We start from the raw sequence: 13,423 nt of genomic DNA on the forward strand, positions 1-13,423 counted from the left end.
GTCGAGAAAAGGTAACTGCTTGGATAATGCGGTTGCTGAAAACTTTTTTGCTTTACTCAAAACAGAGATGTATCACAACCAAAGCTTTGAAGATGCAGATGCTCTGATAGAGCAAATTAAAGAATACATCGAGTACTACAATACCAAACGTATAAAAGTGAAACTAAAAGGCCTGACTCCGATAGAATATCGAACTCAGGCCTTGAAAGCCGCTTAACAGAAATGTCCAACTTTACGGGGTCACATCATTAAGCTGGCTTTTACTTATATCTTAGAAAATTAGGACAGTAATTATCTTAGATTTCGTTGTGATAATTAGAAGCTGTATGTAATACCTACACGGCTACGTAGTTGACGGTCACGGCTGTCTTGAACGTTACCGAACTCTACGTATGGGCGCCAGCTCCAGTCAGACTCTTTGTAACCGATCTTCATGTTGTAATCCCACTCGTTGTCAGCACCGCCGCCGCCAGTCCACTCGTTATCAATGAAATCTTCTGCGTAGTTAGCTTCAAAGCCGAACTGCCAAGCATTCCAGTTGTAATCTATGTTACCTGTGATTTTACTGCGGTTTTTGTTGTCGTTAGATGAGTCAGACGTGTAATCGCGGAATTCATGACGGTAACGTAGTTTTGCTTTCAAACCAGAATCAAAAGAGTATTGAGCACGTACTTGTGGCTTGTAGGTTACGCTATCAGAGCCGAACGTTACTGGCATACTTGGTTGAATTAACCAGTGCTCATTGATGTTGAATTTGTAGCCGTATTCGAACTCGTTGTCTGCCGCTTCCCACTCTGAGAAAGGCTTACCTTTTTGTTTCATTTCTGCGCCGAAGAAGTGGTTATCGACAGAACCACTCATCTTGATACGGCTTGCCCAGTCTTCAGAGCCATGCTTGTACTCTTGACGAGCGTCGAGCGATGCAGCTGATACGCTGCCTGCGAATAGGGTTGCCACTACGGCTAAAGCAATTTTATTATTTTTTAACATTGTATTGTTCCACTGTTTTCTTAATTAAAAGTTGTTACTCAAGGGGAGAGCATTTCTCCCCTTGCAATCATTCGGATTAAAGCTTCGGGTAAAGCAGTTCTATGTCTCGTTGCGCCCATACTTCAGCTAAGTTTTTCTTCACTGTGAACTCACTGAAATCAGTGTCGGTTGCTAGTTTTACCCACTCTGGGTTCTCCATCGCCACGCCAGCTTTCAGGTAGAGGGGAGTCATGCGCTCAACACGACGACGTTCGTCTTTTTGTGTGTATGGCCACTCTTTAGATAGGTCGTTGTAATTCGCCATTAGCTGGATTCCTGTGTCTAGGGAACCGCCTTTCTTATTGGTGTAATTCCAAAGATCGATACCGACTTTGTCACCGATCTGAGCGATACCGACCAACGGATCTAGGCTGAAATAGTGGTAGTGGTAAGCTCGAGTACGCTCAATCTCATGAGGTTGAGAACCGTCTTTTTCGAATTGAGTGTCGATGCGCATCTTGCCTTTTTGAACCATCTGTTTGGCAAGAGCGTCGTTTCCAAGGAAGTAAGAAACACCGGCTACTTGATAGTCGTACCAAGTACCGTGATTATTCTCTGCGTATGCTTCACCTTTAGGGCCACCCGATAGATCATCGGTGATCAACCAGTCAAGATAGTCGCTATACCATTGGGTAATTTGTGCCTCATCAGACTCCGTCCATGCTGAGGATTGAGATAAGATTGCGATTGAATCCAGCATGCGATCTGTCAGAGTTCTGGTATCGATGATCCCACCGCGACGCCCTTCAGCAACACCAGGCACACCTTGTCCGTAATTCACATTCGGGTTCATCTTAGTGTCTTCATTGAAGAACCAAGTTCTTACATACTCAATGCCTTGTTCAGCGTATTTTTCGTCTTGGCTAAAGTAGTAGGCGATCGCCAATGCGCGCACAGAACGGGTAAAGTGGCCAATACGTTTTGAGTCAGTTTCGTCGGTTTTGGAGGCAGGATTTGTTTTTCCGTCGTGACGTACCCATGGAAGCCCATCTTCTTTTGTTTCATCTGGCCACCAGTATGGGCTGATGCTCATATAATCGTTTTTGCTACCACTAGGTGGCACCATGCCTTTATCAGCAACACTAAAAGGACCGTCGTTCATTGCTAACTCTGCTTCTTCGAGCAGTTTTGTATAAGCATCTTTCATTGAGTCAGAAGCTTGATCAGAGTTAAGCAAACTACGGTTCGCTTCTAATGTTGCCTCGTCGAGGAAAACGAACTCTGCAGCTATAGCTTGTGAGCCGAAAGTGATAGCACCAATACAAGCAGCAAGATGTAGGAGTCGAGGAGCTTTCATATTTACGCCTTTTGTTTTGAATTAAAATAATACAAATATGCTAGCGATTTATGACAGGGTGATCTGTGAATTAGATCGTGTTGTGGTTACAAAGACGTCATTCACAGAATTTTACAAAGTGGTGTTGTTGTGTATGTTGTTGTTTTTATTGTTATTTTATTTTTTGGTGTGCGATTTTTAAAATATATCTCTATCAATAAATGTGCGCTGCACCAGAAAATGGAACCTTTGGGTTACTTCTTATTTGTAATACATTATTGGTTTTGGTAGTTTTGTCGGACGACGTATAGGGTCAATAGCGGAACACACCAATGGTTGATGGCTCACGATGACATCAGGTCTGTTGGTTTATAAGGAGAGTGTTCTGATGACGAGTGAGATCGTCCTGACTTGAACTGATGAATGAGAAGAAATCGTTAAAGTGCTTGAAAGAGCATTTTGATTATTGCTCCCAACTATTCTAATGATAACTTCTGCTTTCGTTTAGGAAGGTAGGAGATGGTAGTGAAGATCTGCCTTTACGCTCATGTTGATACAGGCAACATGAGCGTTTTTTTTGTCTGTTTTCAGTGAAAGTTACAGGCTAGAAAGTCAGCCTATGTGCAGCTTAGAGTCGGTTAACTGTGACTGGGCATCCAAACTTGTTTGGAAGTGATCTCGTGGTCTTTAAAAGTCACTTCTTCCACTTTGTCGCCATTGACGTTCCAGCGAGTCAATTTGCCGTTGGCTATTTCACCCTCACTGAATTTGGTTTCTGATGCTTTATTACCGTTGGTGTAGTAATCAGTCACTAGGCCATCTTTTAACCCATCGCTGTATTCTGCTGTGAGGCTCTTTTCACCGTTTGGATACCATCGAGTCGCAACCCCTGATAGCTCATTGTCTTTGTAATTAAGCTCCGCTTTTTTCTGGCCGTTTGGGTACCAAGTCTCTGCTTTGCCTTGTAATTCGCCTTTAACGTAGTTCACTTTTGAGGCTATCTGACCATTTGGATACCAATTAGTCTCCAAACCAAGTTCCAGCCCATCAGCAAACTGAGCTTGAGTCGCAATTTGGCCGTTATCGTATTTCTCTTCAAATTGCCCGGTAAAGGGTTTCGAGTGGTTTACTTGGTAAGCCACACCTTTGCGCATCTGTAAATAGTCGACGGCATCTTCACGTGGTGTTGCTGCATAACTCATAGAAGACATCGTACTTAGAGCAATCAATATTGGGATGTATTTCTTCATAATGACACCTTTTTATTGGACAGGGGGAAAGTGTAACCGGTGTGTTAAAAGCATTTCACTTTAGTGAAATGCTGTCAGCACCTATTACTGGTTTTCAAGATTGCATTATTGGTGTCCTAATAAATGGAACTTTTATACGAAGATTTTTGGTGACGAAACTTTATAGTCTTTGTCATACAAAAAAACTTGTTGGGCATGTGAGGTTTTAAATTCAATTGAGTCTTTTCAGTGAAATTGTCAGGGACAGTTGTAACGCTATACACGATATTCATCCTAGTATAACTACCAGTAATCCGATGTTTTATGCGCTTTTTAGTGGTTGTTTGTGCACCAAATTGGATAGTTAGCTTTCTAGTGGTGCAATTTTGAACTCGATCACTTGTATGATTAATAAGTCGGTTAACTCTAAGATCATTATCACGCATTTAAGTTATTGTACTACAAATATATCGTCATCGTTCTATATTGGCCTTAACAAGAAACATAAATAAAAGGTCTGAAAGATGGAACTCAATACCCTAATAGTTGGCATCTATTTCCTATTCTTAATCGCAATAGGTTGGATGTTCAGAACGTTTACAAGTACCACAAGTGATTACTTCCGTGGGGGAGGCAGCATGCTTTGGTGGATGGTAGGTGCTACGGCATTTATGACCCAGTTTAGTGCATGGACCTTTACCGGTGCGGCTGGTAAAGCATTTACTGATGGATTCGCGGTAGCCATTATCTTCATTGCGAACGCCTTCGGTTATTTAATGAATTATCTGTATTTCGCTCCAAAATTCCGTCAACTGCGAGTTGTTACGGTTATTGAAGCGATTCGTATGCGTTTTGGTAAAGTGAATGAGCAAGTATTTACTTGGTCTGGTATGCCGAACAGCGTTATCTCTGCAGGTATTTGGTTGAATGGTCTCGCGATCATCGCATCGGGTATCTTCGGCTTTGATATGACAACGACGATTATCCTTACTGGTCTTGTTGTATTGGTGATGTCGGTAACTGGCGGCTCTTGGGCGGTAATCGCGTCTGACTTCATGCAGATGGTTATCATCATGGCAGTAACGGTGACGTGTGCAGTGGTTGCTATCTATCACGGTGGTGGTGTTACGCAGATCGTTAATGATTTCCCAACCGATTCGTTCATTACTGGTGACAACCTTAACTACATGAGCATCTTCAGTATTTGGGCGGTGTTCATCTTCCTAAAGCAATTCAGCATTACCAACAACATGTTGAACTCTTACCGTTACCTTGCTGCGAAAGATTCAAACAACGCACGTAAAGCTGCGCTGCTCGCTTGTGTGCTAATGACGCTTGGTCCAATCATTTGGTTTATGCCTTCTTGGTTCATGGCTGGTCAAGGTGTCGATCTAGCGTCTGCTTACCCAGAAGCTGGTAGCAAAGCCGCTGACTTCGCTTACCTTTACTTCGTTCAAGAATACATGCCAGCAGGTATGGTGGGTCTTCTTATCGCGGCTATGTTCGCTGCGACCATGTCTTCAATGGACTCAGGTCTAAACCGTAACTCAGGTATCTTTGTTAAGAACTTCTACGAGCCGATTCTTCGTCCAAATGCGAACGAAAAAGAACTAGTGGTTGTTTCTAAGCTAACGTCGACCTTCTTTGGTATCGCGATCATCTTAGTTGCTCTGTTCATCAATTCACTTAAAGGACTTAGCCTTTTCGACACCATGATGTACGTGGGTGCGTTGATCGGCTTCCCTATGACAATTCCAGCATTCTGTGGCTTCTTCATCCGTAAAACACCGGATTGGGCAGGCTGGGGCACGTTAGTTGTTGGTGGTGTGGTTTCTTATTTCGTCGGTTTCGTTATCACAGCAGACATGATCCAAAACTGGTTTGGTCTAAATGAACTAACGGGTCGTGAGTGGGCAGACCTGAAAGTGGCTATCGGCCTTATTGGTCATATCGTGTTTACTGCTGGCTTCTTCGTACTATCTACTCTGTTCTACAAGCCTCTTGCTGAGCATCGTGAGAAAGACGTAGATAAGTTCTTCAACAACCTAGCAACGCCATTGGTTGCAGAGAGCACAGAGCAGAAGAAACTGGATAACAAACAACGTCGTATGTTGGGTTCACTTATCGCAGTTGCAGGTGTCGGTGTGATGACGATGTTCGTCCTACCAAACCCGATGTGGGGACGCATGGTGTTCGTTCTATGTGGATTGATTGTATTTGCGGTTGGCTTGCTTCTAGTGAAAGCCGTGGATGACAAGGTCGAGCAGCAAAATGATGAAGTGAAGCCAGCTGAGGGCTAAGTCACTAGCAAGACACTCAAAGTTCAAAGTAACGACAAGTCAAAATAACAAGTTTAAAAAGCGGTGTTGATAAAACGGCCACGCGTTTAGGTGGCCGTTAATTTGATAATCCATTATTTAATGTGAGAAGTAAGATGAATAAGAAATTAATTTCGGTGAGCATTATTAGCGCGTTTACGTTGGCTTTCGCTACGGGCTGTACCACCCAAGAAAAAACAGCACCAGTAACCACTGCAGTAGAGCAGACAGCCCCGGCGATTAACGACATTGATCGCAGCTACTTATTGAGCAGTGACCGTTTAGCCGAGGTTGATGGCAACACACTTTCGGTAGCATCAGAAGAGCAAGTCGCTACACTGAAAGCGCAATTTGAGAACCTAAAGGATGGCGACGAAGTGGTTATCCCGAATGGTAAATACGCAAACTTAGGTCAAGTGACGATCACCGCAAATGACGTCACAATCCGAGCTGAACAAGCAGGCTCCGCGTGGTTGACGGGTTTAATTCAGTTCGAACTGAAAGGTGATGACATCACGCTTGATGGTCTCGTATTTACAGAGGGTGGTCCGAACGAGCGATTTGGTGCAGTACGCATGATGGGTAATAGCAATACGCTTAAAAACTCTACATTTTACTACTTCAACCACGACTACACTTACGAGCCAGATGAGCGACGTTCCGAGTACCCAAAGTACCTATGGGTTTCACTGTGGGGGAAAGATGGCAAGGTGATTAACAACCGTTTCGAGGGTAAGCAAAAGCGCGGTACATTGATCGGTGTTCAAAAGGATGACACACCAGATAATCATTTGATCGCGAACAACATCTTTATGGATCAAAAGCCAAACCAGTTTAACGAGTTCGATATCAAAGAAGCGATTCGCTACAACGGTAACAGCTGGGAAGCGATTCGTATCGGTGATTCTAAGTCTTCACAGTGGGATTCAAGCTCTAAGTTCGTGAACAACCTGATGATCGATATGGATGGTGAGCGTGAGCTGATCTCTATTAAATCAGGCGACAACACGATTGCAGGCAACACAATCTTCCAAAGTGCAGCGCTGATTTCACTGCGCCACGGTAAAGGCAACACGGTTGAGAACAATATGATTCTGGGTAATGAAAAACGTCTAACAGGCGGCATTCGTATCTATGATGAAGACCATGTGATCCGCAACAACTACATTGCTAACACTCGTGGCCGTGATGGTGTCATTGAAGGTAACGCTGACTTGCGTGGTGGTATCGTGATTAACACGGGCATCATTGATGTGGCGAACGGTGAACAGCTTGATCAATCGGTGAAAGGTAAAGAGCTTAATAAGCAATGGACTCCGAAAAACATCACCATCGAAAACAACTCTCTTGTCGATACGGAGTGGGGCATTGTTTATGGTAACCAAAGCCACCGTGTAAGCCTGTTCAACAACGCGGAAGTAGAAGGCATCTATGCCGGAGTTGATATTGCGTTTAAACACAACGTGGTTGATAACTCACAAACACCTGAATTTGTGAGTGTTCGCGCGACTCATGACTTCCCACTAGTTGGCGCAACCTACACAGATGAAACTTACGTTGGTCAAGTCACAGATTCTGAGCTGATTGAAAGCTACTCGGTTGAGCTACCAAAAGTAACGGTTGAGAACGGCCTTAATGCATACCAAGGTGAGGGCGCAGATGTGTCTAAGCTTTCAGTTGTGACCGCTGAAACAGCAGGCCCGGATTACGTACTTGAGAACACAACTAAGTAACTTATTTATTAACGCTAGATGTTTATTGGTATGAGCGATCGAATCGGCTCACGATAGCTAGTGCCAATCAAAATGAAAAAAGCCTCAACAGCTAAAACTTGTTGAGGCTTTATCGATCTTGCGCCATTACTATGATTTGTATTTATGCAGAAGTTCCCAAGGGATGTGGCATAAGTGATGATCTTCAGGGAAGTGACTCAAATGATGCTGGTGTATATCGTCGCTGGCAACATAATGGGTCAATGGCAACACCTCTACGGCGATGCGCTCAGCGTCCTCACGTGATGCGATATAGCGCTCCGCTTCAGCTAAGTGTTTGGCTTCGGTGCTGTACACGCCAGTGCGATACTTTTCGCCTACATCAACACCTTGTTTATTGACGCTGTAAGGATCAATGATCTCAAAAAGGTGGCCCACTAGCGCCGTTACTGAGGTGAGGTTTGGGTCAAATTCAATTTGTACACACTCTGCGTAGCCATCGTATTCGCTTGGTTTGCCTTGGTTATCCTTTATTTGAGAACGTCCATTAGCACGACCTGCTTCTGTGCTTATCACGCCGGGCACATACTTAATGAACTCTTGTACGCCCCACAAGCAACCACCCGCTAAATAAATTTGTTCCATACTTCTTTTTGAGCTCTCTGAGTTTTTGTTCGATGGTTTTGATTTATCGCACAAATCGTAGCAGTAGGTTGGAGCCTATATCAATACGCAATAGACGCGTATGTACTAAAATAAGCTCATAAAAACAAATGCCTAAGTATTGCAAATCGTCGTAGATGAACAAATGTAAGTTGAATGCGATATCGAGATTATATAGGTCATCGCAACTTGTCACCAACCCGAACCTCAACATCAAGTGAGAGTTAACCTAATCATGTTTGAACAAGTCAAAGACTTCATTAACCCGAGTAAGAACCCTGACCTGACTCAGGCACACGAATATCAACGAAAACATTTGCCAACCTTGTGGCTGCTCGGCAAAACGGGTGCAGGTAAATCATCGTTTATTCAAGCGGTCACGGGGGATTCCTCAGTGGAAGTCGGCAACGGATTTGCACCATGTACCATGACAGCCATGTCGTATGCGTTTCCTCAAGACAAACCTGTGATGCGCTTTCTTGATACTCGTGGTTTGGGTGAAGCTGATTATGATCCCGACGAAGACCTAAGAGAAATTGGTCAAGCGGGCAATGCGTTAGTGGTGGTGATGAAAGCGGATGAGCCAGAGCAATCGGCGGTACTGTCTGCGCTGAAACAGATTAAGAAGCAAAAGAAGATTAAGCATTTGCTGCTTGTTCATACTGCGGTGCTGTCTTCTCAAGAACCAGACCGCGCAAGGCAAGTTCAATTTAACACTCAACAAGTAGAGAAGTTTTGGGGCAAAGGCTTTGAAACAGTCGCGGTTGATTTTGAGAGCGACAATGATGATGTCTATAACCTCGAATTATTGTTAGAACGGTTGACCAGTATACTTCCTGTTATAGGGATGATGGTGCAAGACAAAGAGCACGCTACGCAAGAAGAAGCCAACTTTGACAAGGTCGAAAATGAAGTGCTTTGGTATGCAGGAAGTGCAGCGGCTAGCGACTTAGTTCCAGGTGTGGGCTTGGTGTCTGTGCCTGCTATTCAAGCGAAAATGCTGCACAGTTTGGCCAATCAGTATGGGGTTGAGTGGAATAAGCGAGTCTTTAGTGAACTTATTGGTACTTTAGGCAGTAGCTTTGCCGTGCAATATGGAGTGAAGCTTGGTACACGGCAACTGGTTAAGTTGATACCTGTGTATGGGCAAACCGTTGGCGCCGTCGCCGCTGCGGCTATGAGTTTTGGTACCAGCTATGGTCTTGGCCGAGCTGCATGTTACTACTTTTACCACAAGAACAGAGGCGAAGAAGTTTCTGAACAAGAGATGCAAACAATCTATAAAGAATCCCTGAAAAAAGGTAAGGCAGCGTCGGGCTATGAAGAAAATTAAAAACTTATTTCGATTGCTCGCCGTGTTGTCGAGCGGGCGTTGGGGGATCGCTCTGATTTCGGCGCTCTTCCCGAGCATCATCATCATGGGCTTTGGCCTGTTCTTGGCAATCAAGTATGGTTATCTACTGGAAATGTCGATAGCGATTGCTGTGAGTACCTTGCTGTTCACGATTCCGTTATACATCTCTAGCCGTTCTTCACGCAATTCGACCAACAGTGATGCGGAAACAAATACAAAAGATGAAGCCAAAACTGAGTATTCAAGTCACAACATCGACGATGCGTTAGTTAAGGCGTCGAATGAATGGTCTCAAGCTGAACTGTCGATCTGGAACGACTCGAAGCATTACGTTCGTCAACAATTAGTCGATGATATTGAGTGGGGCAATTTAGACCAAACTGGTTTGCAGGTACTGGAGTTCGTTGCCAAAAAGTTTGGTAAGAAGTCGCTCGATTTTTCAATTCCAGAAGGACTTAAGCTGTTTGAAGAGGTAAGTCGTCGTTACAAAGTGGTGGTAAAAGAGCACATACCGGGTATTGAGTACCTTAAGGTTTCTTACATCAAGGCAGGCTACGAAGCCTATGATAAATATGGGGAGTTGGGGCATAAGATCTTCAAAGCGGCGATTTGGGGTAATCACCTAAAAAACCTATATTTGAACCCATTGAAGGTTATTTCTGACTTAGGTCGTGAGCAAGCGACAGCCTCTATGACAAAGGGCGTTGTGGATGACATGCAATATGCAGCGAAACAAGCCTTGCTCGATGAAGTGGCAGCTGTTGCGATCGATTTATACAGTGGGCGTTTCAGCATTGAAGACGAAGCGTTAAAAGCGTCTGATGTTTCAGAAGTCGACGAGAAACGTTTCGCTCCTGAATTAGAACCAGTGAGAATTGTACTAGTCGGGCAAACTAGCTCTGGTAAATCATCGATTATCAATGCTCTCAAGCAGGAAATGGTGGCCGAGGTGGATGTTCTACCATCAACGGATACCTCTACGGTGTACAACGCATTTGTTGATGACAACGATGTGAGAGTGGTTGATCTTCAAGGGTTGGATGGAAACGCTAAAACCGAAGCTGTGATGCTTAAAGAGATGACTCAAGCTGATGTGGTGTTATGGGTACTTAAAGCGAATCAGTCTGCTCGTGAACTGGATAAACAGCTTAAAGATAAGTTTGATGCATTTTATGAGGATCCTAAGAATATCTCGCGCAAGCAGCCAATCGTGATCACCATCGTCAACCAAGTGGATCGGTTAAAGCCGGTGGAAGAGTGGCAGCCACCTTACGATTTGGATAATCCAACCTCGGCAAAAGCTAAGATCATTGTTCAGGCGCTTGAATACAATCAAACACTTCTGAAGCCTGATATTGCTTTACCACTAGCGATTGCACCAGAAAAGATACAGTTTGGTTTAGAGGCTTTGAAACAGACACTGATCGAACACATCGCAGACGCCAATAACGTGCAGAGAAATCGTCAGCGCCTCGAAGCTATCAATAGAGGAACCTCGGTAAAAGGCCAGCTTAATAAAGCCATGAAAGCGGGTAAGAAGGTTGCTCCGAGCGCATTGAAAGCCGCAACGCCTAAACTGGCTGAGATGGCGATAAAACAAGTCACTAAGAAAAAATAGCCAACAATACCAAAGCGATATTGGTTAAGCCGTAATATCGCTTTGGTAAACAATTTCTTTTATATTTCTGAACCTTTAATGCTTGAACTTATTATTATCTTTAAATTAACGAACTAGTGTAATAGTTCGTTAAGTCACTCTTATGATAGTGTGATATAAGACAATAAAGAACAGCGCTGTGATTCTAAATATTGATCACATTTATGATTTAATCGCCTTTATTTATAAAATAATTGCACTATATTTAAATTTCGGATCACTTTGATTTCAACATAGGGATATATTGTGAACATGTATCTGAAATGGCAATCAACAACATGGCTAACCCTGTTAGCTTGGTATACTTTAGATCATCAGCTCTCGTTCCACCTTTCTTCAGAGTAGTACCCTCTTGGCGTCACACGCCCAGCGGAGCCTTCTGGCTTTGCCAATCCTGTTAATTGTGTCTTTAAGATATGCGGCAAGCAAGGGAACAATCAGTTCGTTAACTGTATGTCTTACTGATCGTTTTTTATATCTTGGTCGTTATTAATAGGATCTCAATCAATATCTTATTGATTCAATAATTTATTTCTCGCTATTAATTTTTATCTTAATTATCACGAGTGTGATGGTTCGAAAAATAAAAATAGTGATGAGTTGTGACCTCTAAAAATAATGAACTTAAGGTCTTCCTTTAATATTTCTTCATTAGGGAATACTGAGTTCGTTGAAAGGTACTATTATGGAAAACTTCAAGCATCTACCTGAACCGTTTCGTATTCGCGTTGTAGAGCCAGTAAAAAGAACTACCTATGCTTATCGTGAGCAAGCCATCGTCGAAGCGGGTATGAACCCATTTCTACTCGATAGTGATGATGTGTTCATTGATCTGCTTACTGACAGCGGCACGGGTTCAATAACTCAACGTATGCAAGCGGCGATGTTAATGGGCGATGAAGCGTACAGCGGCAGTCGGAGTTACTACGCACTGTCGAATGCTGTGAAAGATATCTTTGGCTATGAGCTAACCATTCCGACTCACCAAGGACGCGGCGCAGAGCAGATCTATATCCCGGTGCTGATCAAAAAGCGTGAGATGGAAAAGGGGCTAGACCGCAGCAAAATGGTCGCTTTGTCGAATTACTTTTTCGATACAACGCAGGGCCACACTCAAGTGAATTGCTGCGTTGCGAAGAACGTTTACACAAAAGAAGCGTTTGATACCTCAGTAAATGCAGACTTTAAAGGCAACTTCGATATCGTCAAATTGGAAGAGGCGATCATAGAAGCGGGTGCTGCCAATGTTCCTTACATTGTGAGTACTATCACCTGCAACTCGGCTGGTGGACAGCCTGTTTCTATCGCTAACCTCAAAGCCGTATACGAGATTGCTCAGAAATATGATATTCCCGTCATCATGGATTCGGCTCGCTACGCTGAAAATGCTTACTTTATTCAGCAGCGAGAGCCGGGTTATCAAGATTGGACTATCGAGCAAATTACTCGTGAGTCCTACAAATACGCAGACGGCTTAGCCATGTCCGCTAAGAAAGATGCGATGGTGCAAATGGGCGGTTTGTTGTGCTTTAAAGATGACTCCCTCATGGATGTGTACACAGAGTGCCGAACCTTGTGTGTGGTGCAAGAGGGCTTCCCGACATATGGTGGCTTAGAGGGTGGTGCCATGGAGCGCCTTGCGGTTGGGCTATACGATGGCATGCGTCAAGATTGGTTGGAGTATCGCATCGGTCAGGTTCAATACTTGGTGGATGGCCTAGAAGCGATTGGTATTGTGTGTCAGCAAGCGGGCGGTCATGCTGCGTTTGTTGATGCGGGTAAATTGCTTCCACATATTCCGGCAGGTCAGTTCCCTGCCCATGCTTTAGCGTGTGAGCTATACAAAGTTGCGGGAATCCGAGCCGTTGAGATTGGTTCATTGCTGCAAGGGCGAGATCCTGCAACAGGCGAGCAGCATCCATGTCCTGCTGAGCTATTGCGCCTAACCATTCCACGCGCGACTTACACTCAAACGCATATGGACTTCATTATTGAAGCGTTCGAAAAAGTAAAAGAGAACGCGAGCAAAGTGAAAGGGCTCGATTTTGTTTATGAACCACCAGTACTAAGACATTTCACTGCGCGTTTGAAAGAGGTGGAAACCCACGAGAACCAAGCTGAAAAAAAGAGTCAACCAACGCTCGAAGAAGCATTTTAAGTTAATAAAATAAGCGAATAGTCATCA

Annotated in this window: 10 protein-coding genes; 6 read left to right on the forward strand and 4 right to left on the reverse strand. The window is 43.9% G+C overall.

Annotation, left to right across the window (positions count from 1 at the left end; all coding sequences use genetic code 11):
- On the forward strand, positions 1-217 hold a 217-nt coding region (locus tag L1D55_RS21575; RefSeq protein ID WP_152966870.1), incomplete at its 5' end, for an IS3 family transposase.
- Between the two features lie 98 nt (positions 218-315).
- Here L1D55_RS21575 and L1D55_RS21580 read toward each other — a convergent pair.
- From L1D55_RS21580 to L1D55_RS21590, 3 genes are all read right to left on the reverse strand, one after another.
- Positions 316-990 (reverse strand): oligogalacturonate-specific porin KdgM family protein, encoded by a 675-nt coding sequence (locus L1D55_RS21580; RefSeq protein ID WP_239918784.1) that lies wholly within the window; start codon positions 988-990, stop codon positions 316-318.
- A gap of 76 nt (positions 991-1,066) precedes the next feature.
- A complete protein-coding gene (locus L1D55_RS21585; protein WP_239918785.1) occupies positions 1,067-2,326 on the reverse strand; it encodes an alginate lyase family protein in 1,260 nt (419 codons plus the stop codon).
- 617 nt (positions 2,327-2,943) lie between these two features.
- On the reverse strand, positions 2,944-3,555 hold the full coding sequence (locus tag L1D55_RS21590; protein ID WP_128160235.1) for a toxin-antitoxin system YwqK family antitoxin: 612 nt from the start codon (positions 3,553-3,555) through the stop codon (positions 2,944-2,946).
- Positions 3,556-4,058: 503 nt separating this feature from the next.
- Between L1D55_RS21590 and L1D55_RS21595 the strand changes: the two genes are divergently transcribed.
- Both L1D55_RS21595 and L1D55_RS21600 read left to right on the forward strand, forming a co-directional pair.
- Positions 4,059-5,834, forward strand: a complete 1,776-nt coding sequence (locus tag L1D55_RS21595; protein WP_239918786.1) for a transporter — start codon at positions 4,059-4,061, stop codon at positions 5,832-5,834.
- Positions 5,835-5,968: 134 nt separating this feature from the next.
- Complete coding sequence (locus L1D55_RS21600; protein ID WP_239918787.1) at positions 5,969-7,585, forward strand: polysaccharide lyase 6 family protein; 1,617 nt, start codon at positions 5,969-5,971, stop codon at positions 7,583-7,585.
- 129 nt (positions 7,586-7,714) lie between these two features.
- On the opposite strand, the gene L1D55_RS21605 is transcribed toward L1D55_RS21600, so the two are convergent.
- Complete coding sequence (locus tag L1D55_RS21605) at positions 7,715-8,209, reverse strand: peptide-methionine (S)-S-oxide reductase (RefSeq protein WP_239918788.1); 495 nt, start codon at positions 8,207-8,209, stop codon at positions 7,715-7,717.
- A 253-nt stretch (positions 8,210-8,462) separates the two neighbouring features.
- Here L1D55_RS21605 and L1D55_RS21610 point away from each other — a divergent pair, with 253 nt between their 5' ends.
- The 3 genes from L1D55_RS21610 (at position 8,463) to tnaA (ending at position 13,396) form a co-directional block, all read left to right on the forward strand.
- A complete protein-coding gene (locus L1D55_RS21610) occupies positions 8,463-9,560 on the forward strand; it encodes a GTPase (protein ID WP_239918789.1) in 1,098 nt (365 codons plus the stop codon).
- Positions 9,547-11,199, forward strand: a complete 1,653-nt coding sequence (locus tag L1D55_RS21615; protein ID WP_239918790.1) for a GTPase — start codon at positions 9,547-9,549, stop codon at positions 11,197-11,199. Before L1D55_RS21610 ends, L1D55_RS21615 begins: the two co-directional genes overlap by 14 nt.
- Positions 11,200-11,923: 724 nt before the next feature.
- Positions 11,924-13,396, forward strand: coding sequence for a tryptophanase (gene tnaA / locus L1D55_RS21620; protein WP_239918791.1), 1,473 nt, complete (start codon positions 11,924-11,926; stop codon positions 13,394-13,396).
- The last annotated feature ends 27 nt before the right edge of the window (positions 13,397-13,423 follow it).

Origin of the sequence: Vibrio sp. Isolate22, from assembly GCF_022398115.1 — a bacterium.
Taxonomy (GTDB): domain Bacteria; phylum Pseudomonadota; class Gammaproteobacteria; order Enterobacterales; family Vibrionaceae; genus Vibrio.